Source organism: Micromonospora sp. NBC_00821, assembly GCF_036347035.1.
GTDB classification, from domain to species: Bacteria; Actinomycetota; Actinomycetes; order Mycobacteriales; family Micromonosporaceae; genus Micromonospora; species Micromonospora hortensis.
In genome coordinates this window covers 331,557-354,787 of sequence record NZ_CP108880.1, presented here as the reverse complement: position 1 = coordinate 354,787, position 23,231 = coordinate 331,557, and the positions used below count along the sequence as shown (strand labels likewise).

The 23,231-nt window shown below is 71.7% G+C and carries 22 protein-coding genes and 1 pseudogene; 7 read left to right on the top strand and 16 right to left on the bottom strand.

Translation table 11 applies throughout. From position 1 onward, the window contains the following. Nucleotides 1–14: 14 nt before the first annotated feature. The 10 genes from OHB44_RS01675 to OHB44_RS01630 all read right to left on the bottom strand — a co-directional run bounded on the left by OHB44_RS01675 (nt 15) and on the right by OHB44_RS01630 (nt 9,268). Nucleotides 15–605 carry a DUF4178 domain-containing protein gene (locus tag OHB44_RS01675; protein WP_330439442.1) on the bottom strand — a complete coding sequence of 197 codons (591 nt, stop codon included), beginning with the start codon at nt 603–605 and terminating at the stop codon, nt 15–17. Between the two features lie 82 nt (nt 606–687). Then, nucleotides 688–1,542 (bottom strand): hypothetical protein, encoded by an 855-nt coding sequence (locus OHB44_RS01670; RefSeq protein ID WP_330439441.1) that lies wholly within the window; start codon nt 1,540–1,542, stop codon nt 688–690. Nucleotides 1,543–1,611: 69 nt separating this feature from the next. Continuing rightward, on the bottom strand, nt 1,612–1,992 hold the full coding sequence (locus tag OHB44_RS01665) for a hypothetical protein (protein WP_330439440.1): 381 nt from the start codon (nt 1,990–1,992) through the stop codon (nt 1,612–1,614). Nucleotides 1,993–2,104: 112 nt separating this feature from the next. Then, nucleotides 2,105–3,697: a polyamine aminopropyltransferase gene (locus OHB44_RS01660; RefSeq protein ID WP_330439439.1), complete on the bottom strand. Its 1,593-nt coding sequence runs from the start codon at nt 3,695–3,697 to the stop codon at nt 2,105–2,107. A gap of 52 nt (nt 3,698–3,749) precedes the next feature. Continuing rightward, nucleotides 3,750–4,172, bottom strand: coding sequence for a DUF350 domain-containing protein (locus OHB44_RS01655; RefSeq protein WP_124815985.1), 423 nt, complete (start codon nt 4,170–4,172; stop codon nt 3,750–3,752). Nucleotides 4,173–4,205: 33 nt separating this feature from the next. Continuing rightward, nucleotides 4,206–4,631: a DUF4247 domain-containing protein gene (locus OHB44_RS01650; RefSeq protein ID WP_330439438.1), complete on the bottom strand. Its 426-nt coding sequence runs from the start codon at nt 4,629–4,631 to the stop codon at nt 4,206–4,208. Continuing rightward, nucleotides 4,628–5,140, bottom strand: a complete 513-nt coding sequence (locus OHB44_RS01645; RefSeq protein ID WP_238685259.1) for a DUF2617 family protein — start codon at nt 5,138–5,140, stop codon at nt 4,628–4,630. Before OHB44_RS01645 ends, OHB44_RS01650 begins: the two co-directional genes overlap by 4 nt. 1 nt (nt 5,141) lies before the next feature. Beyond that, nucleotides 5,142–5,768 (bottom strand): DUF4178 domain-containing protein, encoded by a 627-nt coding sequence (locus OHB44_RS01640; RefSeq protein ID WP_238685258.1) that lies wholly within the window; start codon nt 5,766–5,768, stop codon nt 5,142–5,144. Between the two features lie 178 nt (nt 5,769–5,946). Beyond that, nucleotides 5,947–8,538 (bottom strand): ATP-dependent chaperone ClpB, encoded by a 2,592-nt coding sequence (gene clpB, locus OHB44_RS01635; protein ID WP_330439437.1) that lies wholly within the window; start codon nt 8,536–8,538, stop codon nt 5,947–5,949. 85 nt (nt 8,539–8,623) lie between these two features. Next, nucleotides 8,624–9,268, bottom strand: a complete 645-nt coding sequence (locus OHB44_RS01630) for a TetR/AcrR family transcriptional regulator (protein WP_238685257.1) — start codon at nt 9,266–9,268, stop codon at nt 8,624–8,626. 85 nt (nt 9,269–9,353) lie between these two features. Between OHB44_RS01630 and OHB44_RS01625 the strand changes: the two genes are divergently transcribed. The 3 genes from OHB44_RS01625 to OHB44_RS01615 all read left to right on the top strand — a co-directional run bounded on the left by OHB44_RS01625 (nt 9,354) and on the right by OHB44_RS01615 (nt 12,328). Further along, nucleotides 9,354–10,490: an epoxide hydrolase family protein gene (locus OHB44_RS01625; RefSeq protein ID WP_330439436.1), complete on the top strand. Its 1,137-nt coding sequence runs from the start codon at nt 9,354–9,356 to the stop codon at nt 10,488–10,490. 117 nt (nt 10,491–10,607) lie between these two features. Next, a complete protein-coding gene (locus OHB44_RS01620; protein ID WP_030332098.1) occupies nt 10,608–11,108 on the top strand; it encodes a cation:proton antiporter regulatory subunit in 501 nt (166 codons plus the stop codon). A gap of 5 nt (nt 11,109–11,113) precedes the next feature. After that, complete coding sequence (locus OHB44_RS01615) at nt 11,114–12,328, top strand: cation:proton antiporter (RefSeq protein WP_238685255.1); 1,215 nt, start codon at nt 11,114–11,116, stop codon at nt 12,326–12,328. Here OHB44_RS01615 and OHB44_RS01610 read toward each other — a convergent pair. Beyond that, nucleotides 12,317–12,547 (bottom strand): annotated as a pseudogene (locus tag OHB44_RS01610) (GNAT family N-acetyltransferase); the annotation flags it as partial. The gene OHB44_RS01615 and the pseudogene OHB44_RS01610 sit on opposite strands and share 12 nt — an antisense overlap. A 219-nt stretch (nt 12,548–12,766) precedes the next feature. Here OHB44_RS01610 and OHB44_RS01605 point away from each other — a divergent pair. Beyond that, a complete protein-coding gene (locus OHB44_RS01605) occupies nt 12,767–13,198 on the top strand; it encodes a hypothetical protein (RefSeq protein WP_112677468.1) in 432 nt (143 codons plus the stop codon). 241 nt (nt 13,199–13,439) lie between these two features. Here the strand turns inward: OHB44_RS01605 and OHB44_RS01600 are convergent, their stop codons facing one another. The 5 genes from OHB44_RS01600 to dnaK all read right to left on the bottom strand — a co-directional run bounded on the left by OHB44_RS01600 (nt 13,440) and on the right by dnaK (nt 18,181). Next, nucleotides 13,440–13,634: a hypothetical protein gene (locus OHB44_RS01600; protein WP_238685252.1), complete on the bottom strand. Its 195-nt coding sequence runs from the start codon at nt 13,632–13,634 to the stop codon at nt 13,440–13,442. A 136-nt stretch (nt 13,635–13,770) separates the two neighbouring features. Then, nucleotides 13,771–14,211, bottom strand: coding sequence for a heat shock protein transcriptional repressor HspR (locus OHB44_RS01595; RefSeq protein ID WP_030332087.1), 441 nt, complete (start codon nt 14,209–14,211; stop codon nt 13,771–13,773). A 30-nt stretch (nt 14,212–14,241) separates the two neighbouring features. Beyond that, a complete protein-coding gene (gene dnaJ, locus OHB44_RS01590; protein ID WP_210782998.1) occupies nt 14,242–15,423 on the bottom strand; it encodes a molecular chaperone DnaJ in 1,182 nt (393 codons plus the stop codon). Nucleotides 15,424–15,508: 85 nt separating this feature from the next. Next, nucleotides 15,509–16,264: a nucleotide exchange factor GrpE gene (gene grpE / locus OHB44_RS01585; protein ID WP_238685250.1), complete on the bottom strand. Its 756-nt coding sequence runs from the start codon at nt 16,262–16,264 to the stop codon at nt 15,509–15,511. A 48-nt stretch (nt 16,265–16,312) separates the two neighbouring features. Continuing rightward, on the bottom strand, nt 16,313–18,181 hold the full coding sequence (gene dnaK, locus OHB44_RS01580; RefSeq protein WP_238685249.1) for a molecular chaperone DnaK: 1,869 nt from the start codon (nt 18,179–18,181) through the stop codon (nt 16,313–16,315). A 220-nt stretch (nt 18,182–18,401) separates the two neighbouring features. Here dnaK and OHB44_RS01575 point away from each other — a divergent pair, with 220 nt between their 5' ends. The 3 genes from OHB44_RS01575 to OHB44_RS01565 are packed head-to-tail and all read left to right on the top strand — an operon-like array spanning nt 18,402 to nt 23,185. After that, the gene (locus OHB44_RS01575; protein ID WP_330439435.1) at nt 18,402–20,222 is read left to right on the top strand and encodes a GTPase domain-containing protein; all 1,821 of its coding nucleotides are present in this window, start codon (nt 18,402–18,404) and stop codon (nt 20,220–20,222) included. After that, nucleotides 20,219–21,904: a GTPase gene (locus OHB44_RS01570; RefSeq protein ID WP_238685247.1), complete on the top strand. Its 1,686-nt coding sequence runs from the start codon at nt 20,219–20,221 to the stop codon at nt 21,902–21,904. Before OHB44_RS01575 ends, OHB44_RS01570 begins: the two co-directional genes overlap by 4 nt. 57 nt (nt 21,905–21,961) lie before the next feature. Then, the gene (locus OHB44_RS01565; protein WP_330439434.1) at nt 21,962–23,185 is read left to right on the top strand and encodes a hypothetical protein; all 1,224 of its coding nucleotides are present in this window, start codon (nt 21,962–21,964) and stop codon (nt 23,183–23,185) included. Nucleotides 23,186–23,231: the final 46 nt, after the last annotated feature.

The window sequence follows — 23,231 nt, the reverse complement described above, 5'->3', positions numbered from 1 at the left end:
AATTCCCCCACCATTCAACTCGCTTGAGAGCCGCCGCCTGTGCGAATTACCAGATCGGCGGGGTCAAGCAGATTACCGCGGGCGACTCGCCAGCCCTCTTCGCCGTACGCCTCGAAGGAGAGCCGCGCGGCGCCACCGGACTGGTAGTCGTGGTAGCGCATCGTCCCGGTCGACGGCAGCTCGGTCTCTCCGGTGGCGGTGTAACGCGCCTGCCCGGTCTCGGCCCAGGTGTAGCGCCGCCCGCCCAGTTCGATGGTCGGTGCGCCCGGGGTGACGGTGGCGCCCGGTTCGGCGGTCCAGAACACCAACTCGAGTTCGGGGCCGTCCTCCACGGAGAGCCGGTGGCGGGTGCCGGAGTCGTCGTCGAGGAGGTGCTGCACCCAACTCCAGTCGCCCTCGACCAGACGGATAGTGGCACTCACCGCGTACTCCCGCTCCCGGATCCGCACGCGGTCGCCCGGGGTCAGGCGGAGCGGGCCGTCGCGCGGCGGCTCCGCCGGCTGGCCGTCGGGCCGGCCCGTCGGCCGTCGGCGGGCCCGCACGACGACCACTACCACCGCGAGTACGACAACAGCCGCCACCAGGCACGTCACCAGCGCGTCCACCCGACCACCTCCCCAGGTACGTCGGCGCAGACGGTAACAACCCTCGGCACCAGGAAGGCCCGCGCTGTGGCCGACAGCTCAGCTAGCGAAGGTGCCCGGGTGCGTCCTCCGGAGGCGCCGGCGGCGGTCCCGTCGGCCCTGGTGAGGTGCCCGGCGCTCCCGCCGTCAGGTGCGCGGCCGGGTCGGGGCAGATCAGGTAGCCGGGTGGGAGCGGCTGGTTCGGCGGCAGGAAGCCCGGCATGAGCGGAGCTGTCGGGTATCCGTAACCGGTCGGGGCGTAGCTGGGGACGGGCATCACCCAGGCTGGGCCGGGCAGCGCCTCGTTCGCGGTACGCGGCACGAACCAGCGGTTCGCCGGCGGCAGCGCCAGCAGCAGGACCACGGCGGCGGAAAGGGCCAGGACGGTGAGCACCCCCAGCCCCGCCGCGGGGAAGAACAGGTCGTCCCAGGGATCGGTGCCGGAGTAGAGCGTGTCGTAGAACGTCGAGGTCTCCCACTCTTCGTCCCAGTCCGGTGGCGGCTCGTCCCCCATCTCCGGCATGGTCAGCAGCGGCACGAGGAACCCACCGGAACAGCACTGCGCGAAGCAGACCAACAGCTGCGCGCCACTGGCCACGAAGACCAGGATCCGCGCGACGTTGGCGCCCCGCCGGACCCGGCCGGCGGTGGCCGCCAGCCAGACCGCGAGCAGCACCGCCGGCACGCCGAGGACCAGCGTCATCGCGACGTTGCCCTGCCGCTCGCCAGCCACCTCGCCCGGGTCGGCGTCCGGCACCAGTCGTGCCGCGCGGTCGATCTGGCCATCGAAGTGCACGGCCTCGGCCACCGTCAGCGCGGCCAGACCGAGCAGCACCAGCACCAATGCCAGTTGCAGCCAGAAGGCGATGGTCACGGTGACCGGGCGGGGCGGACGCGGCGCGGCGACGGGCGGGCTCATGGCTCGCAACGTACGGCGCGGCGTCGGCGACCGGCAGAACCAATCGGGCAGCACCGACCGGCGAATGGATCATGCTGCGGCGAGCCGCCGACTGGCGTACGTGCCAAGGGTTTCGCGGTCCATCACGCAGCCGACGAAGGTGGTGAACTCGCTCGGATCGCCCCGCAGCGACGTCCAGGCCGCTCGGGCCGCTTCCGGGTCGACGCGCTCCAGCAGCGTGGCCGCGTACGCCCGACCGGCGGGTGTGCCGTCGGCCAACACCCGGTCGAGCTGGCGGCGTACCTCCTCGGGGTGGTCGCTGACGGCGGCCTCGACCCGGTGGTACGCCTCGGTCACCGGCAACAGCGTGCCCGCGATCCCGACCCCACCGAAGGCGAGCGTGTCAGCCGCCACCAACTCGTCGACGGCGGCGCCCAATTCGCGCTCCCAAGCCTTCCGCATCCCAAACATGCCTCCACCCTTTCCCCGTCCGCCCCCACTCCACCCCGTTAATCACGAGGTTTGCGCCATGAGCGGACACTCTCCCGACACAGCGCCTAGTGCAGACGCCCGGTGGTGGGGGTCAGTAGCCGCGCCACTCCGTGCGGGCGTAGTCGAGGACCCTCGGTTGGAGGAGGGTGCTGGGGGGCACGTTCAGGCGGGCGCGGTCGGGGGGAAAGGCCGCCGCCGCCCGCAGCACGCCCGGGTCGAGGAAACGCAGCCGGGGCGCGTCGGCCGGCAGTTCGAGCACCGGCGGGACGGTTCCCGCCGTGGCGAGCAGGAAACCCCAGTCTCCGAAGGACGGCACGTCGACGTGGTACGGCACAGTGGCGAAGCCCGCTTCCCGCACCGACGCATCGATCGACCAGTAGGAGCGGGGCGCGAAGTACGGCGATCCGGACTGCACCACCAGCCGTCCCTGCTCGGCGAGCACCGACCTGATCAGCGCGTAGAACTCGACTGTGTAGAGCTTGGCAGTGGCCGTCTCGTCCGGGTCGGGCAGGTCGGCGACCACCACGTCGAAACGCTCGGCGGCGGTACGCAGCCAGCCGAACGCGTCGGTGTTCAGCACCCGTACCCGGGGGTCGTCGAGCGAGCCGCCGTTGAGTTCCCGCAACTGCGGCACTGTGCTGGCCAGCGCCACCACCGCCGGATCGAGGTCGACCACTGTCACCCTGCGGACGTCCGGGTACCGCAGGATCTCCCGGACGGCGAGGCCGTCGCCGGCGCCGAGAACCAGGACGTCGCCGCGCGGGCCGCGCATCGCCGGATGCACCAGCGCCTCGTGGTAGCGGTACTCGTCGACGGAGCTGAACTGAAGATCACCGTTGAGGAACAACCGCAGGTCGGTGTCGGCGTGGCCGACCTCCCGCACCGACCGGGTCAGCACGATCTCCTGGTAACGGGAGCGTTCGGCGTACACCACGGGGTCCCGGTAGAGCTGCTGCCGGGCGGTCACCTCGAAGTCGGCGGCGGTCACCCAGGCGTACCCCAGGCAGAGCGCGACCACGACAGAGCCGGCGCCGAGGACGAGCCGGGCGCGGCGGCTCAGCTCCCTCCGGAACACAGTGCAGACCAGGGCGAGACCGGCCACCGCGTTCACCGCGCCGACCACCAGGGCACCCTTGAGCTGGCCGAAGACGGGGATCAACAGGAATGGAAAGGCGAGCCCGCCGAGCAGCGCGCCGACGTAGTCGGCGGCGAACAGGTCGGCCACCGCACTGCCGGCGGCCTGCTCGCGGATGCGCTGCAGCATCACCATCAACAACGGAATCTCCGCGCCGATCAGCAGACCCAGCACAAAGGCGGTGCCGACCAGCGCCGGACCGTACAGGTCGAGCCAGGCGAAGGCGGCGTAGAGGCCGAGCACGGACAGACCACCGAGCAGGGCCAGGGTCAGTTCGATCACCGCGAACGCCGCGGCGGCCCGGGGCTGCAACGGCTTCGCGACCAGCGCGCCGACCCCCATCGCGAAAACCATCACGCCGAGCACGATCGACGCCTGCCCGACGGTGTCGCCGATCAGGTAGCTGCCGAGCGCTACCAGGGCCAGCTCGTAGACCAGCCCGCAGGCGGCGCAGACGAAGACCGCGACCAGCACCGCCGCGCGGGCCAGCCGCCAGTGCGGCCGGGCCTCTGTGCCGCCGTCGACCACCGGCGGCGCCCCGGTGCTCATGACCGCCCCGGGTACGGCCGACCGGCACCGCCCGGTCGCGGTCCCCCGGTCATCAGAGGATCGCGGCGGCGATGATCGCGCCGGTGGCCAGGTGCACCACTGCCGACACCCACACGGCGGGGTGCGGCTCCGGGTCGACCAGCAGCTCGCCGAGCCGGCCCGGGGTCACCGCGTCGAGCAGCAGGAACGCCGCGGCCATGATCACCAGGCCGACGATCCCGTACGCCGCCGCGCCGACCAGCCCCAGGGCGAGGTCGTCGTCGCTGGCGACGATCGCCGCGACCACGATGGTGCCGACGCCGAGCAGGTTGGACGCGAGCAGTAGCGCCGCGTTGCGGTTGCGCTCGGTCCAGATCAGTTCGTGGAGCTTGCCGGGAGTGGTCAGGTCGACCAGCCCGTAGCCGACGCCCATGAGGACGACGCCGACCGCGCCGAAGGCGAGGGTGGCCAGTAGATCGGTGACGAGGTTCTGCACGGAGGGCTCCAGGTCAAGGGGTCGGGCGTCGGGCTACTTGCCGGCGCCGGGGCCGCCGCCCCGAACGCTGCTGCCGCGTCCCCAGCCCCAGTACGACCCGACGGTCGAGTGGTAACGGGGGTGAGCGGTGTCCATGTCTTCGAGCAGGATCACCGAGCCGGCGGCGATCGGCAGGATCACCACCGAGTCGTCGTCGTAGCGCAGGTAGACGCCGCTGCCGTCGGCGTACCTGTCGGACGGCTTCCACGCGTCGGTCAGTTCCTTGGCGACAGTGGTCGGTGACCTGGACGAGGTGTACGCGATCGCTTCCCGGCCGATGTCCCGGCTGGCCGCTCGCGAGTACCTGTCCTGCACATAGGCACGCGGCGAGAAGGTGCCGTTGACGAGCGCGAAGGCCGCCACCAGCACGCCGACCACTGCCGTCGCCGCGCCCACCACGAACCAGCGTCGGTACGTCATCGCAGTGCCACCACCGTCTCGGTCAGGACCAGCTCGTTGGTCTGGGGGTACGCGTGCCAGGTACGCCAGCCGACCGACAGGTGCGGCAGGTCGGTGCGCACGGCCAGCGCGGTGACCGCGTCCGGGTCACCGGGAAAGACTCCGACCAGGGCGTACGGGTCGTCGGCCAGGTCGGCGCGGAGCCCGGCGATCCGGGTGTGCAACTCACCGTCGGCGGGGCGCAGCACGCTGGCGGTGAAGCGGTAGCCGCCCGCCTCGTCGTGCAGGGCGTCGGGCAGGTGCGGCGGCCGACCAGGCAGGCAGGCGACCGTCTCGGTGAGTTCGGCCGCACCGCCGGGTTCGGCCAGCACGACCTGGTGGGACGCGCCCAGCAGGCGCAGCCGCAGCCGGACGCCCCCGGGCAGCGTGAGGTCGCGGACGTGCAGCGCGGGCCGCTCCGGTCCGCCGAGTGCCAGGCTCAAGTCGGCGGCGCAGGTGTCGACGTACGGGGTGTGGAGGCTCACCAACACGTCAGCTGGCCTCCGGCCCGGCCTGCGGGTACACCATCACGTCGGCGCGGTGCAGCTGCTCGCCCAGGGAGACCTCCCAGCCGGCCTGGCCGTACGCCTCGAAGGAGAGCCGTTCGCCGCCCTGCGCCCGGTAGTCGTGGTATCGAAGGGTGCCACTGGGGTCGAGGCCGGTGCTGCCGGTGGCGGTGAAGCGGGCCTGACCGGACTCTTCCAAGGCGTAGCGGCGGCCGGCGAAGTCGAGGGTGGACCCACCGGGGGTGATCGTCGCGGCCGGCTCGGCGGTCCAGAGCACCAGCTCCAGGTCCGGGTCCTCCTCCACGGAGAGCCAGCGCTTGTCGCCCTCGACCGTGTCCAGCAGGTGCTCTGCCCAGCTCCAGCCGCCCTCGTTCAGATGCACCGAGCCTCGGACCGCGTACGACACCCGGCGGATCTCGACGATGTCGCCGGGCTTGAGCCGGCGCGGGTCGCCGCGGAGCGCGTCGCTGTCGGTGTCCCGGAACGGGTCTGCGGGTGCCGCCGGCCGGGCGGCCTTGCGGCCCTTGCGCACCGCCACCACCGCCACCACGACCCCGGCGACTCCGATCAGACACCCCAGCGTCGTCACCAGGTACGCCACGGGACCGTTCATGCCGACCACCTCCCCAAGTGCGTCGGCGGGAACGGTAACAACCCCGCGCACCTGGAGAAACTCATCGTCGTCTGGTGATACCGCAGCTACGGAGCGTTCCGGTGGGGTGCCGTCGGCGGCGAAGAGACGGGTCGGGCCGACCCCGCCCGCGAGGCGGGGTCGGCCCGGGTGCGACGGATCAGGCAGCGGTGACGGAGAGGGTGTTGGTTTCGGTGGCGCGGTCCACCTTCACCGTTTCGCCGTCGCGGATCTGGCCGGACAGGAGGGCCTTCGCCAGTTGGTCTCCGATTGCGGTCTGGACCAGGCGACGGAGCGGTCGCGCACCGTAGATCGGGTCGTAACCGTGCTCGGCCAGCCAGTCCCGGGCGGCATCGGTGATCTCCAGGCCCAGCCGGCGATCGGCCAACCGCCGCCGCATCCGGTTCAACTGGATGTCGACGATGGAGCGCAGGTCGTCCCCGCGCAGCGAGGCGAAGACCACTATGTCGTCCAGCCGGTTGAGGAACTCCGGCTTGAAGTGCGACCGGACCACGGCCAGCACGCCCTCCCGGCGCTGCTCGTCGGCGAGCGTGAGGTCGCTGATCACCGACGACCCGAGGTTGGACGTGAGGATCAGGATCGCGTTACGGAAGTCCACGGTGCGGCCCTGGCCGTCGGTGAGCCGGCCGTCGTCGAGCACCTGGAGCAGCACGTCGAAGACGTCCGGGTGGGCCTTCTCCACCTCGTCCAGCAGCACCACCGAGTACGGCCGTCGGCGCACCGCCTCGGTGAGCTGACCACCCTCGTTGTAACCGACGTAGCCGGGCGGGGCACCGACCAGGCGAGCGACCGAGTGCTTCTCACCGTACTCGCTCATGTCGATGCGGACCATGGCCCGCTCGTCGTCGAAGAGGAACTCGGCGAGGGCCTTGGCCAGCTCGGTCTTGCCGACGCCGGTGGGGCCGAGGAAGAGGAAGCTGCCGGTCGGGCGATCCGGGTCGGCGATACCGGCCCGGGCGCGGCGTACCGCGTCGGAGACCGCGCCGACCGCCTCGGTCTGGCCGACCACCCGGCCGCCCAGCGACTCCTCCATCCGCAGCAGCTTGGCCGTCTCACCCTCCAGCAGGCGGCCGGCGGGGATACCGGTCCAGGAGGCGACCACCGCGGCGATGTCGTCCGCGCCGACCTCCTCCTTGAGCATCGCGCCGTCGGACTGGAGCTGGGCCAGCTCCTCCGCGGCCTGCTTCAGCTCGACCTTCAGGGCGGGGATCCGGCCGTAGCGCAGCTCGGCGGCGCGTTCCAGCTCACCGTCCCGCTCGGCCCGCTCGGCCTCACCGCCGAGGCGTTCCAACTCCTCCTTGGCGGTGGAGAGCTTGGTGATGTGGCTCTTCTCCGTCTGCCAGCGCTCGGAGAGCACTGTGAGCTGCTCGCGCTTGTCGGCCAACTCCTTGCGGAGCCGCTCCAACCGCTCGGCCGAGGCGGCGTCCGGCTCCTTGGCCAGGGCCATCTCCTCGATCTCCAGCCGGCGGACCGCCCGCTCGATCTCGTCCACCTCGACCGGACGCGAGTCGATCTCCATCCGGAGCCGGGACGCGGACTCGTCGACCAGGTCGATCGCCTTGTCCGGCAGGAACCGATCGGTGATGTAACGGTCGGACAGCGTCGCGGCGGCCACCAGCGCGGCGTCGGTGATCCGTACGCCGTGGTGCACCTCGTAGCGCTCCTTGAGCCCGCGCAGGATGCCGATGGTGTCCTCGATGGTCGGCTCACCGACGAGCACCGGCTGGAAGCGGCGCTCCAGCGCCGGGTCCTTCTCGATGTGCTCGCGGTACTCGTCCAGCGTGGTGGCGCCCACCATCCGCAGCTCGCCACGGGCCAGCATCGGCTTGAGCATGTTGCCGGCGTCCATCGAGCCTTCGCCCTTGCCGGCGCCGACGACCGTGTGCAGCTCGTCGAGGAACGTGATGACCTGCCCGTTGGAGTTCTTGATCTCCTCCAGGACGGACTTCAGCCGCTCCTCGAACTGGCCGCGGTACTGGGCGCCGGCGACCATCGCGCCGAGGTCCAGCGAGATCAGCTTCTTGTCGCGCAGCGACTCGGGCACGTCGCCGGTGACGATCCGCTGGGCCAGACCCTCGACGATCGCGGTCTTGCCGACGCCGGGCTCGCCGATCAGCACCGGGTTGTTCTTGGTACGCCGGGAGAGCACCTGGATGACCCGACGGATCTCGGAGTCCCGGCCGATGACCGGGTCGATCTTGCCGTCCCGGGCGCTGGCGGTCAGGTCGACGCCGTACTTGGTGAGGGCCTGGTAGGTCTGCTCCGGGTCGGCGGTGGTGACCCGACGGTCCCCACCGCGAACGGTCGGGAAGGCGGCGACCAGGGCCTCCTCGGTGGCACCGGCGGTCTTCAGCGCGCCGGACACCGCCCCGCCCACCCGGGCCAGGCCGGCGAGCAGGTGCTCGGTGGAGGTGTACTCGTCGCCCAGCGGCCGGGCGATCTGCTCGGCGGCGCCGATGGCGTTGACGAACTCCCGAGCCAACGTCGGCTCGGCGATGCTGGAGCCGCGCGCGGCCGGCAGGTTGTCGACGGCGCGCTGGGCGGCCTGGCGCAGCTCGGTCGGGTCTGCCCCGACGGCGCGCAGCAGGCCGGTGGCGGTCGAGCCGTCGGTGTCCAGGAGTGACAGGAGCAGGTGCCAGGGCTCCACCGTGGCGTGACCACGCTGGTTGGCCAGGGCGACAGCGCCCGTGATGGTTTCGCGGCTCTTGGTGGTGAGTCTTTCGGTGTTCATGGGCTCCCCCGGATCGGCGTTGTCCATTGGGTTGGACACAACCAGAGTTGAGCGTATTCCGCTCAACCTTAGCGCGTGACGGCCATCACTCCCGGCGCCGCCACCGCCAGTCGAACTCGCCGGCCGCTGGCGGCGGGCCGGGCAGCGGGTCCGCTCCCGGCGCCGACGACAAACCGGCCAGCAGGACCGCGAGCTGCCGGCGGCGCAGTTGGCGGGTCCGCTCCGGATCGGGTACGCGGACCGCCGCGCACGCCTCCAACAACAACCCCAGATCGTGTACGACAGCGTCCGGGCGCAGCCGCCCGCTGGCGTGGGCTCGGTCGACCAGAGCTGTCGCCAACTCGCCGGCGCGCATCGCGTCCCGGCCCATCTCCTCGGTCGGGGTGAAGGTGCCGGCCAGGTGGACGGTGAGCGAGTGCACGTCGGCGTCGACCACCCGGGCCAGGAATCCGGTGAACGCGGCCCAGTCGTCCGGCTCGTCGAGGGCGGTCTCGGCCTCCGCGACGTACCGGCGCAGCCCGTCGTGGCAGAGCTGGCGCAGCAGGTCCTCCTTTCCCGCGTACCGCCGGTAGAGGGCGCTGATGCCGACGCCCGCACGCTCCGCGACGGCGGCGATCGGGGCCTTCGGGTCGTCGAGGAAGACGGCGCGGGCGGCTTCGAGGATGACCTCGTCGTTGCGGGCGGCCTGGGCACGGCGACCGCCCAGCGTCTTGCCGGAAGTCGTTGACATGCCCCCAGCCTAACAGTGGAACGGATCGTTCCGCTCTGCTATGGTGATTGCAGAACGAAACATTCCGTTCCGAAGGAGTTCCCGCATGAGCGCCACCGCGATCAGTCCGTTCCGCGTCGAGATCCCGCAGACCGCCCTCGACGACCTGGCCACCCGGCTGGGCCGCACCCTCTGGCCCGCCGAACTGCCCGGCGCCGGCGACTCGTACGGGATGAGCACCGACCGGGTACGCGCCCTCGTCGACCGGTGGCGGGGCGGGTTCGACTGGCGCGCCGTCGAGGCCCGCCTGAACGCTCACCCGCAGTTCGTCACCGAGATCGACGGCGAGCGGATCCACTTCCTGCACGTCCGATCGTCCCGGCCGGACGCCACAGCGCTGGTGCTCACCCACGGCTGGCCCGGCTCGGTGCTGGAGTACCTGGACGTGATCGCCCCGCTCACCGAGCCGACCGACAGGGACGCGCCGGCCTTCCACGTGGTCGTCCCGTCGCTGCCCGGCTTCGGGTTCTCCGGCCCGACCCACGGCGCCGGCTGGAACCGGTTCCGCATCGCCCGCGCCTGGGCCGAGCTGATGGACCGCCTGGGGTACGACAGCTACGGCGCGGTCGGCAACGACGCCGGCTCGATGATCGCGCCGGAGTTGGGCCGGATCGCCCCGGAGCGGGTGCTCGGCGTACACGTCACCCAACTCTTCTCGTTCCCCTCCGGCGACCCGGCCGAGTTCGCCGGGCTCTCCGAGGCGGACCAGGCGGCGCTCGGGCACCTCCAGTGGTTCTACGAGAACAAGTTCTCCTTCAACCAGGTGCACAGTCAGCAGCCGCAGACCCTGGCGTTCGCGCTGGCCGACTCGCCGGTGGGGCTGCTCGCCTGGAACGCCCAGCTCTTCGACGAGAGCCTGGACGCCGACTTCGTGCTGGCCAACATCGCGCTCTACTGGTTCACCGGCACTGCCGCCTCGGCGATCCGGCTCTACTGGGAGGACGCGCACGCCGGCGAGCCGCCGACCGAGCCGACCACCGCTCCGACCGCGCTGGCCATGTTCCCCGGCGACTTCCAGTCCATCCGCCGCTTCGCCGAACGGGACCACTCGAACATCGTCCGGTGGACGGCGTACGAGACCGACGTCGACGGCCGGGGCGACGTCGGCGGTCACTACGCGGCCCACCAGGCCCCCGGGGTGCTGGTCACCGACATCCGCGAGTTCTTCGCCAGCCTCCGCTGACCCCGACGTGCCCAGGTGCCCGCGCCCGCTCTGCCGGCGCGGGCACCGACCGCTTGATCCGAGGAGGGCTGTCCCTCCAAGATCTGCGTTCTGTTCACGAAGCGGTAGCCTTGGACTGTGCGAGTACGTGTCGAGCAGACCGCCTTACCCGGGATCGGGGTACGTCACGATCTGGTGACGGAGTCCGGACGCCGCCTGGGCGTCGTTTCCCACCGCAATGGCCGCCGTGATCTCGTTCTCTACGATCCCGACGACCCCGACGCCTGCCAGTCGGACATCCCGCTGACCGACGACGAGGCTGAGGCTCTCGCCGACATCCTCGGCGCGTCGCTGATGCTCGGCCAGCTCTCCGGGCTCCGGGAGCAGGCCGCCGGTCTGCTCACCGAGCAGATCGCCATCACGGCCGGCTCCCCGTACGTCAACCGGAAGCTCGGCGACACCAAGGCGCGTACCCGCACCAGCGCCTCCATCGTGGCTGTACTGCGTGAAGGCGAAGTGATCGTTTCGCCACTCCCCTCCTTCCGCTTCGCGGCCGGCGACGTGGTGGTCGTTGTCGGGACCCGTAGAGGTCTCGACGGCGTTTCCGCCATCCTCGCCGACAGTGACCCGGACGGCTGAGGCGGATGCACGATTTCACCACGCTGCTCATCGAAGTCGGTGCGCTGCTGCTGCTGCTTGGGCTTCTCAGCCGGCTCAGCCGGCGATTCGGCCTCTCTCCCATTCCCCTCTACCTGCTCGCCGGGCTCGCGTTCGGGCACGGCGGGCTGCTGCCGCTGGACGCCAGCGAGGAGTTCTTCGCGGTCGGCGCCGAGATCGGCGTCATCCTTCTGCTGGTGATGCTCGGGCTGGAGTATTCAGCCAACGAACTCGTCGGCAACCTGCGCTCGGCGGCACCGGCCGGGCTGATCGACGGCGTCCTCAACGCGCTACCCGGCGCGGGGTTCGCCCTGCTGCTCGGCTGGGACTGGGTCGCCGCCCTGGTACTCGGCGGCATCACCTGGGTGTCCTCCTCCGGGGTGATCGCCAAGGTCCTCGCCGACCTGGGCCGGCTCGGTAACCGGGAAACCCCGGTAATCCTCTCGGTGCTGGTCATCGAGGACCTGGCGATGGCCCTCTACCTGCCGCTCGTCACCGCCGTACTGGCCGGCACCGGCCTGCTCGGCGGCGGAATCGCGCTCACCATCGCGGTGGGCACTGTGCTGATCGTGCTGGTGGTCGCCATCCGGTACGGCCACCTGATCTCGTCCGCCCTGTCGGTGAAGGACCCGGAGGCGCTGCTGCTCGGCGTACTCGGTCTGACATTGCTGATCGCGGGCCTCGCCGCGTCGCTCAAGGTGTCGGCGGCGGTCGGCGCGTTCCTGGTCGGCATCGCGCTCTCCGGCCCGGTGGCGCACCACGCCACCGAATTGCTCTCGCCGCTGCGGGACCTGTTCGCCGCTGTGTTCTTCGTCTTCTTCGGCCTGACCACCGACCCGCAGGACATCCCCCCGGTGCTGCTGCCGGCGCTCGCGTTGGCAGTGGTCACCATGGCGACGAAGACGCTCACCGGCTACCTGGCCGCCCGCCGGGTCGGCATCGCGGAACCCGGTCGATGGCGGACCGGCCTGGCACTCGTACCCCGAGGTGAGTTCTCCATCGTCATCGCCGGGCTCGCGGTGGCCGCCGGGAGTGTCGAGCCGCGGTTGGCGGCGCTGGCCGCGACGTACGTCCTGATCACCGTGGTGACCGGGCCGATCCTGGCCCGGCTGCCGGACTACCCGTGGTTCAAGCGGTGGCTGCGCAACCGCGCGGCGGCCCAACGGCGGGAGCCGATCCCGGTCGCCGACTCACTGCACTGAGCTCCACCTGAACGCCGCGGCGGCGTGCGTCGCACCCTCGCGGAGGTAGAAGCGGTGCGCCTCCGTCCGGGCGAGGCCGGACTCCAGGAAGACATAGTCGGCACCCTTGTCGTGCGCCCACGCCCTGGCCGCCGCCAGGAGGCGGGAGCCGACACCCCGGGAGCGCCACTCGGGGTGCACGGCGAGATCCTCGCGAAAAGCCACTCCAGCCCTTCGACGAACTCGGCCCCGGCACCCCGCCGTAACCGTCTAACGTGGATTGTCATAGGAGCATCATCGGCTGCGCTGTCGATGCAACGGACCCGCCCGTGCCAACGGTTGCGGAATTGCTCCTCGCGGGTACTACCGCAGCACCCGACGGCGGGTTACCGTTTCGCCCCAGCAGCCAGGGTCCGCAGGCAGCGTTGCCAAACGCGGGCGAGAGCGGAAGGTTGGCCGGTGAGCGTGCAGGAGTCGACGTTCCACGGCTTCGCCAACCCCGTCGATCCGACTCCGGCGGAGTTGCGAGCCTGGGCGTACAAGCCCGATTCGGTGCCGTTGGCCTCGATGCCACCCGACTGGGACCTGCTGGTCTCCGGCGACCGGCTGGTGTTGACGCTCTTCGAGTTGGCGATGGATCCAACCTGCCCGGCCCGGCGTTTCGCGCTGCACTGCCTCTACATCTACGCGGCCGACGGCATCCGGACGAACTTCCGCGCCCACCCGAAGCGCCGCTTCCGCAAGCTCGTCGAACAGGCCGAGCGTGACGGCGACGAGCTGATGAAGGTCTGGGCGCACAACGGCCGGGTGCTGTTGGCCCGACCGGACCTCTTCGTCTACCGGGACTGGTGCGAGGGCGGCCTGGTCCGCGAAAACCGCCGCCTCGGCTGAGACGACTTAGGTGGCTCCCTCGCCCGCGGTGGCTGGGTGCTGTTGCTGTTCGCGGCCCTTTGGAGCTGATGTCGCAAACGATTCAGCTCGAAAGGACCTACGCGTCGGCTGGCCACCCACCCCGGGCCGAGGGCGGCGTCCCGACGTCCGGCCCGCACTCCGACGGCGAACGGGCCCCGACCCCGACGCGGCGAACGGGCCGGGACCCCCCGTGGGTCCCGGCCCGCACGTCGGTCACCGGTCAGTCCTGCTTGCGTTCCGTCTCGGCTCGGCCCCGTTCGCCGGCGTGGTCGCCATCTTCGGCGAACCGGCCCGCGATGATCCGGTCCCGGTAGGTCCCCTCGGTCACCTTGTCGAACTTCTTGCGGACGGTCTCGGCCAGGTTCTCCAACCGGTCCTCGGTCTGCTGGGCCACCTTCTTCGCCGATTCCGCCATCGCTCCCCCTCGCCATGCCGGTAGGTCCAGATTAAGCCGATTGGACCCTTATCGACAGGCTAACTGAAGCGGCCCGGACCGCGCCGGGAATCCAGCGCGGTCCGGGCCGAGAAGACAGATCCGGGTGAGCGGCAGGTCAGCGATCGGGCGTCCGGCGGGGGCGCCACACCACCAGCGCTGTGGACGTGCGGTTGGTCGGCACCAGATCCCGGCCCGGGAAGCGGGCCAACGACTCCAGCTCCGCCACCCGGCGGTACGCGGCGTCCAGCTCCGCCTCCAGCCGGGCCACCCGCTGCTGCGCCTGCTCCAGCAGCCGCTCCAGCCCGATGATCCGCTTGACGCCGGCCAGGTTGATCCCGTCGTCCTGGCTGAGCCGCTGCACCTCGCGCAGCAGCACCACGTCGCGGACGCTGTAGCGACGCCCGCCACCAGCGGCCCGGCCGGGCTGCACCAGCCCCAGTCGGTCGTACTGGCGCAGGGTCTGCGGGTGCATCCCCGCCATCCGTGCCGCTACCGAGATCATCAGCACCTTGGCCTCGTAGGCAGGGTCGCCCGAACCGAGGAACTCGCCCGACATCCCGCTCACCTCCGCGTCCATTCCACCGGACTAACTGACTCGACGCACCCGTGCGTCGAGATGTTCCCGGGCCGCCGGCGGGGTCTGCTCGGCGAACGACTCCAGCGCCGTACGCGCCTCGTCCGACAACCGGGCCGGCACCACCACGTCCAGCGTGACCAGCAGGTCACCGGCCTGCCCGTCGCGACGGACCACACCCTTGCCGCGAGCCCGCAGCACCCGCCCGCTCGGCGTTCCCGGCGGCACCCGCAGGGTCATCGCACCGTCGAGCGTGGGCACCCGCAGGTCCGTGCCGAGCACGGCCTCCGCGAAGGTGACCGGCACGGTCAGCGTCAGGTCGTCCCCGGTACGCCCGAACAGCTCGTCCGGCCGAACCTTGACGTGCACGAAGAGGTCACCAGCCGGGCCACCGCGCTCGCCCGGCTCGCCACGCCCGGCCAGCCGGATGCGTTGACCGTCGGCCACACCGGCCGGGAAGCGCACGTTCATGGTGCGGGTCTTGGTGACACCGCCGCTGCCGTGGCACTCCGGGCACTTCTCCTCGACCACTGTGCCGACGCCCTGGCAGTTGCGGCACGGCTCGGAGAAGCTGAACGACCCTTGGTTGCGGGTGGTCACGCCGGCACCATGACAGACCGGGCAGGTACGCGGCTGGGTGCCGGGCTTGGCCCCGTTGCCGTGGCAGGTGTCGCAGACTCCCGGCGCGCGTAGCGTCAGGGGCAGCGTCACTCCGCGCACCGCGTCGCCGAAGTCCAGCGCCACCTCGGTCTCCACGTCCCGACCACGGGCCGGACCGTGTGGTGCGGCCTGCCCACCGGCCTGACCACCACTGAAGATCGAGCTGAAGAGGTCCTGGAAGCCGGCGCCGCCGAAGCGACGATCGCCGCCTCCGCCTCCGCCGAACATGTCGGAGACGTCGAACGGCATGCCGCCCGGCTGACCCCCACCCCGGGCGTTGCGCCGGAACGCGCCAGAGCCGAAGAGCGAACGCATCTCGTCGTACTCGCGACGGCGGCCGCTGTCCGACAGCACGTTGTACGCCTCGGACGCGGCCTTGAACCGCTCCTCGGCCTTCGGGTCGCCCGGGTTGTGGTCCGGGTGCGACTCCCGGGCCACCTTGCGGTACGCCTTCTTGATGTCATCCGCGGAGGCGGCCTTGTCCACGCCGAGCACGGCGTAGAAGTCCTTCTCGATCCAGTCCTTCGAACTCACCGGTCCACCTCCTTCCGACCCTGGTGGCCCGGCCGTCCCGCCCACCGCTGAGCGGTGGACGGGACAGCTCGGTCACTGTCTGGCACTATTTCGGATCCGCGACCGCGACCAGCGCGGGGCGCAACAGCCGCTCACCGAGCTGGTAGCCGCGTCGCATGACCTGTACGCAGGTCGGCTCGCTGACGTCGGCCGAGGTCTGGTGCGCGACCGCCTCGTGCCGGGTCGGATCGAACGGGTCGCCCTGCTCGCCGAAGGCGTTCAGGCCGAACTTGCCCAGCGCTGTGGTGAGTTGTTCCGCCACAGTGCCGAACGGCCCGACCAGGTCGCCGTGTTCCCGGGCCCGGTCCAGGTCGTCCAGGATCGGCAGCAGCGCGGCCAGCACCGAACCGGTCGCCTGCTCCTGGACGAGGCTGCGGTCGCGGTCGACCCGCTTGCGGTAGTTGGCGTACTCGGCCGACACCCGCTGCAGGTCCTTGGTCCGCTCGTCGAGCTCGGCCCGGAGCGCCTCCAGCTCGGCGCCGAGCGAGGTGCCCGTGCCGCCGCCGTCCACCGGCTGCGCCGGGGCGTCCACCACCGGCGGACCGGACGGCTCCGGCCCGTCGGTGGAGTTGACCTCGACCTCGATCTCGTCGACCACTACCTCGGCGTCCTCGACCAGACCCTCGGCCGGAACACCGGTCTCCGCGTCGGCGGCGGTCCCCTCCGGCTCGGCGGTGTCGACGAGCTTGCGGTTGTTGCGGATGACGACCCGCTCCCCGTCGCCGGTCGGCTCCGTGGTCGCGGAGCCACCCGGCGTCGACCCGGTGTCGCCCGGGTCGGCGGCTCGTGGCTTCTGCGTCATGCGGCTACCTCATCCCCTTCGCCGTGCAAACGTGTCGGAGGCCGATGGTCACTTCTTGCCGTCCTCGTCCACGATTTCCGCGTCGACCACGTCGTCGGCGCCGCCGGCCTGCGTGCCGGTCGCACCGGTCGCGCCGGTCGCACCCGGTCCGGGCTCGCCACCCGGCTGCTGACCCTGCTCGGCCTGCTGCGAGTAGAGCAGCGAACCGGCCTGCTGGGAGACCTGAGCCAGCTTCTCGTGCGCCGACTTGATCTTCTCGATGTCCTGGCCGCCGAGGGCGCCACGCAGCTCGCCGAGCGCCTCGTTGAGCTGCTCGCGGTTCTCACCGGGCAGCTTGTCGCCGCTCTCGGCGAGGAACTTCTCGGTCTGCCACTGGAGCGCCTCGGCCACGTTGCGGGTCTCGGCGTCGTCGCGGCGGCGCTTGTCCTCCTCCGCGTGCTCCTCGGCGTCCCGGCGCATCCGCTCGATGTCGTCCTTCGGCAGCGAGGAGCCGCCGGTGATCGTCATCTTCTGTTCCTTGCCGGTGCCCAGGTCCTTGGCGTGCACGTTGACGATGCCGTTGGCGTCGATGTCGAAGGCGACCTCGATCTGCGGCACACCGCGCGGCGCCGGCGGAAGGCCGGTCAGCTCGAAGGTGCCGAGCTTCTTGTTGTACGCCGCGATCTCCCGCTCACCCTGGAACACCTGGATCAGCACCGACGGCTGGTTGTCGTCAGCCGTGGTGAAGACCTCGGAACGCTTGGTCGGGATGGTGGTGTTGCGCTCGATCAGCTTGGTGAAGATGCCGCCCTTGGTCTCGATGCCCAGGCTGAGCGGGGTCACGTCGAGCAGCAGGACGTCCTTGACCTCACCCTTGAGCACACCGGCCTGGAGGGCGGCGCCGACGGCGACCACCTCGTCCGGGTTGACGCCCTTGTTGGGGTCGCGACCGGTGAGCTGCTTGACCAGGTCGGTCACGGCGGGCATCCGGGTCGAACCGCCGACCAGGATGACGTGCTCGACGTCGGAGATCTTGATCCCCGCGTCCTTCACGGCCTGCTCGAACGGGCCCTTGCAACGGTCCAGCAGGTCCTGCGTCATCCGCTGGAACTCGGCACGGCTGAGCGTCACGTCGAGGTGCAGCGGGCCGGCCGCGCCAGCGGTGATGTACGGCAGGTTGATGTTGGTGGTGGTGGCGGCGGACAGCTCGATCTTGGCCTTCTCGGCTGCCTCGCGGAGCCGCTGGAGGGCCATCTTGTCCTGAGCCAGGTCGATGCCGTGCTCACCGCGGAACGTCTTGACCAGGTGGTCGATGATCCGCTGGTCCCAGTCGTCGCCACCGAGCTGGTTGTCACCGCTGGTCGACTTGACCTCGACGACGCCCTCGGCCAACTCCAGCAGCGACACGTCGAAGGTGCCACCGCCGAGGTCGAAGACCAGGACGGTCTGCTCCTTGGAGCCCTTGTCCAGCCCGTACGCCAGGGCGGCGGCGGTCGGCTCGTTGACGATCCGCAGCACGTTGAAGCCGGCGATCTCGCCGGCCTCCTTGGTGGCCTGGCGCTGGCTGTCGTTGAAGTAGGCCGGAACGGTGATCACCGCGTCGGTGATCTGCTCACCCAGGTACGCCTCGGCGTCCCGCTTGAGCTTCATCAGCGTCCGGGCCGAGATCTCCTGCGGGGTGTACTTCTTGCCGTCGATGTCGACGGACCAGTTCGTGCCGACCTCGCGCTTGACCGACCGGATCGTCCGGTCCGGGTTGGTCACCGCTTGGCGCTTGGCGACCTCACCGACGAGCACCTCGCCGTTACGGGCGAACGCGACGATCGAAGGAGTCGTCCGCGACCCCTCAGCGTTGGCGATGACGGTGGGCTCACCGCCCTCGAGAACGCTGACGCAGGAGTTCGTCGTGCCGAGGTCGATACCGACCGCACGTGCCATCTTCGCTTCCTCGCTTCATAAGGTTGTGCAGGTGACGGGCATCGCCCGTGGGCTGCTGGCGAGCACCGCTCGCAGCGGGCCCCACCACAAGTTGAGTGAACTTGACTCAATAGTGCCACGCGTTGGCCAATCGTCAAGTTGACTTGAGTCAACCCGACGCAACCCAGCCGTTATTACCGTCCGGTTGTCTTCCCTTGCATCGGTCGGGCACGCTTTAGCGGTGACGACGCACGGCGATCCCGCCACCCGTTCCGGTGCGCCCGCCGTCGCAGCCCGTACCGACCCGCCGGACGCCGCGGAGGAGCCGCCCGCCACCACCGGGGACGACAGCCTCCCCGGCGCACTGTCGGGCCTCCGGGAGGCGATCGGCGCGACCCGGTATCCCCTCGCGCTGCCCTCCGCCAACTCCGCCCGGCACAGCACCACAACACTCACCGACCAACTCGACGACTACCTGCTGCCCCGGCTCGCCCGGTTGGACGCCCCACTGCTCGTGGTGGTCGGCGGCTCCACCGGCGCGGGTAAGTCGACCCTGGTCAACAGCCTGGTCAAGGCCCGGGTCAGCGCCGCCGGCGTGCTCCGGCCGACCACCCGCTCCCCGGTGCTGGTCTGCAACCCGTCCGACGCGGCCTGGTTCCGGCAGGGTGACCTCCTGCCCGGGCTGACCCGCACCACCGAGCCGAGCGACGATCCACGCGCCCTGCACCTCGTCACCGCCCCGGCCCTGCCCGCCGGGCTGGCCTTCCTCGACGCGCCCGACATCGACTCGGTCGTCGACGCCAACCGGGCGCTCGCCACCCAACTGCTGGCCGCCGCCGACCTGTGGCTCTTCGTCACCACCGCCGCCCGGTACGCCGACGCGGTGCCCTGGGAGCTGCTGCGCAGTGCCCGGGCGCGCGGCGCGGTGATCGCCATGGTGCTGGACCGGGTGCCCGCCGAGGCCACCGACGAGATCGCCGCGCACCTGAGCGAGATGCTCGCCGAGCAGGACCTCGGCCGGGCACCGCTGTTCGTGTTGCCCGAGACCTGGGTCGACGGTCAGGGGCTGCTGCCCGAGGGAGTCACCGCCCCACTGGCCGACTGGTTCGCCCGGTTGGCCGCCGACGTGGACGCGCGGGCGGCGGTGGTTCGCCAGACCCTCGACGGGGCGCTGGCCGCACTCCACCCCGCAGTGGAGGATCTGGCCGACGCCGCCGACGAGCAGCTCGCCGCCGCCGACGGGCTGGACGAACGGGTCCGGGCCGCGTACCGGGGGGCCGAGCGCACCGTCGAGCAGGGGCTCCAGGACGGCCGGCTGCTCCGGGGTGAGGTGCTCGCCCGCTGGCAGGAGTTCGTCGGCACCGGCGAGCTGTTCCGCACGCTGGAGGCACGGATCGGCCGCCTCCGGGACCGGGTCGTGGCCGCCGTCACCGGCCGACCCGCGCCCGCCGCCGAGCTGCGCAACGCCATCGAGTCCCAACTGGTGACGCTGCTACGCGGGGTGGCCTCGGAGGCCGCCGAGTCCGCGTACACCGGGTGGAAGGCACACCCGGCCGGCGCCGGGCTGCTCGACCCGGCGCTCGCCCACCCGAGCGCGGACCTACCCGAGCGCGCCGAGCGCATGGTCCGGGACTGGCAGCGCGGAGTGCTGGAACTGGTCCGGGTCGAGGGCGGCGACAAGCGGTTCGTGGCCCGCACCGCCGCGTACGCGGTGAACGCCACCGGGCTGGCCGTGATGATCGCCGTCTTCGCCTCCACCGCGTTCATCCCGACCGGGCTGGAGCTGGCCACCGGGGCTGGCACCACTGTCGCCGCACAGGCCGTCCTCCAGGCGATCTTCGGCGACCAGGCGGTGCGTACCCTTGCCGCCAAGGCCCGCGCCGACCTGCTGGACCGGGTGCGGACGCTGCTCGACGCGGAGGCCGACCGCTTCCTGAGTCGCACCGCCGACGCCCGCCCCGCCGAGGACGCCGGCGACGGGCTGCGCCGGGCCGCCGGCCGGGTCGAGCTGGCCCGGCACCGCAGTGGCCTGTCCGCCGCCGACGAGGAGGGTTCCCGGTGAGCAACATCGCCGGCCGGGTACGCGAGGTGTTCCGCGGGGACCAGCGGGTCGACGCCGACGCGCTGATCGCCCGCCTGGACGCGGTACGCCGGTTCCTGACCGCCGTGGACGGTCTGCTGCCGGACTCCGACCTGGTGCCCGCGCACACGCTTGTCGAGCGGGCCGGCACCCGGCTCGCGCTGTCCCGGGACCACACGGTGGTCGCCCTGGCCGGCGCCACGGGCAGCGGCAAGTCCAGCCTCTTCAACGCGTTGGCCCAACTGGAACTCTCGCCGGTCGGGGTCCGCCGGCCGACCACCGGCGTCACCCACGCCTGCGTGTGGGGGGCCCTGGAGGGCGCCAACCATCTGCTCGACTGGATCGGCGTACTGCCCCGACACCGATTCGTCCGGGAGAGCGCCCTGGACGCGGACGACGAGACTGCCCTGCACGGGCTGATCCTGCTCGACCTGCCCGACTTCGACTCGGTGCAGCGATCTCACCGCCTCGAGGTGGACCGACTGCTCGGCCTGGTCGACCAGGTGGTCTGGGTGGTCGACCCACAGAAGTACGCCGACCGGGTCATCCACGACAGCTACCTGCGCGAGTTCCACAGGCACCGCGACGTCACAGTGGTCGTGCTCAACCAGGCCGACCGGCTGCCCCCGGCCGAGGTGCCCCGGGTCCTGGACGACCTGCGTCGGCTGCTCGACACCGACGGGCTGACCGGGGTGCCCCTGCTGGCCACCACCGCCCTCGATCCGGCCGGGATGGTCGGGCTGCGCGACGCGCTGGAGCGCACCGTCGCCGAGCGGCAGGCCGCGTTGCGCCGGCTCGCCGGTGACGTCGACACGGTCGTCGCCGGCTTGGACGAGCTGGTCGGTTCGGCCCGGCCCGCGGACGGGCCGGACGACACCGCCGTCAAGGGGCTGAACCGGGCGCTGGCCGGGGCGGCCGGGGTGCCAGCGGTGACCGAGGCCGTGGAGCGGGCGTACCGACACCGGGCCGGCGCGGCCACCGGCTGGCCCGTGGTCCGGGGCTGGCGACGGTTGCGCCCCGACCCGCTACGTCGGCTGCACCTGCCCGGCCCGACCGGTGACCAGGCCGACCCGGCGGAGAGCCTGGTGGCGGCCACCTCGGTACCGGACCCGACGGCCGCCCAGCGCTCGGCGCTCGGCCTCGCCATCCGCGCGGTGGCCGACCGGGCCGCAGCCGACCTGCCCGCCGCCTGGCCCGGCGCGGTGACCTCCGCCGCCCGGTCCCGCCTCGGCGACCTGCCGGACGCCCTGGATCGCACGATCGCCGGCACGGATCTCGGCCTCGACCGTCGCCCGCTGTGGTGGCGGGTCGTCGGCGGTGTGCAGTGGTTGGTCACCCTCGCCGCCGTGGTCGGGCTGGGCTGGCTGGTGCTCGGCTACGCGCTGCGGGCGCTCGGCCTGCCCGCGCTGGACAACCCGATGGTCGGCCAGGTGCCGCTGCCGACCGTCCTGCTGCTCGGCGGCCTGCTGGCCGGACTGCTGGTGGCGGCGCTGACCCGCCCGGTGGTGCGCTGGGCCGCCCGGCGCGCCAGGGCCCGCGCCGACCAGCGGCTGACGGCGCGGGTCGCCCAGGTGGGCGACGAGTACGTGCTGACACCGGTACGGATCGTGCTCGGCTCGTACGCGCAGGCACGCGACGCGCTGCGGGACGCCGCACGCCGCTGACGCTCCGCACGGCTCGCTACCGCTCTGCGTACGCCCCGGGCGGCGTAGGGTCGGAGCATGGCCACGCCTCAGACCCCCTACGACGCGGTGCTGCACGCCGCACGCGACGTGACCAAGCTGGAGTCCGCCCTCGACGCCGAAATGCTCGGCAGCGCCCTGCTGGGCAGTGTCTACGCGATCGCGGAGTCCGACCGCGACGCCGCCGTACGGGAGTTCGTCACCGGCTTTCTCGCCGCCACCGCCCGCCGCAGGATCGCGGCGGCGACCACCATCCGGCAGATCTTCGCCACGCTCGTCCCGACCGCCGAGGGCACCGATCGGGTGCGCCCGGGCAGCCAGGCGCCCACCTGGACGGCCCAGCTCGGCCGGGTGCACCTCACCGGCACCTGGGCGTACGGCGACGTGTACGGCGATCAGACCTCCTACCTCGCGACCTTCGCCTACGACGACGAGTCCGGCGGCTCGGAGCACGCGCTGGTGGCCCTGGTGGACCACAACATCGGGATCACCAAGGACATCTTCGTGGGCGGGCCGGCCGAACGGATCCTGGACCAGGTCCGGCAGATGTGCGCCGACGACGAGCTGACCTGGTTCCGTACCGAAGATCCAGCCCGGTTCCGGGGCGAGGTGGCCCGCCATCTGGCGGTCACCGACGACCTGGGCGAGTTGCCCGGCGAGGGGTCACTCGCCACCGACCGAGCGTTGGTCGGGGCCCGGCTGGCGATGCTGCCCACCGCGGCCGACCCGACCGGTCCGGCGGAGGTCGAGCCGCTCTCCGCTGCCGAGCGCACCGACCTGGTCCGGCGGTTCCTCGCCGCGCCGGAGGCCACCCGCTTCGGGCTGGACGCCGTGGACGGCCCGGAGCTGGCCTCCCTGCACTTCTGCCTGAGCCTGCTGCTGGACCACTCGGCGAGCTTCCCGGACGCCGATCCGATGCGCTGGAGTCCCGCCGTGTCCGGGCTCTTCCTCCTCGACTGGGTGCACCGCCGGGCCGTGCTGGACATGGACGACGCGGCGATGCTCCCCCGGGTGCTGCGGGCCTGGGCGCGGTACGCGTCGCGCCAGCGCGGGCTGCCCGAGGCGGCGGCGACGCGCACCGACGAGGCGATCGAGGAGATGGTGCCGGAGTTCGCCCGCCTCTACTCGACAGGTGAGCGACGCAGCGCTGCCACCGCCGCGGTGGCGCAGCTGATGGCCGACGGGGTGGACCCGGACGACCCGGCCGCGCTGGACGCGTGGATCGAGGCGAACCGCCACCGCCTCGCCGACGACGGCGCCTGACGGCGTTCGAGGGGTGGGCGGCTACGCGCCGCCCGCCCTGGGCCCG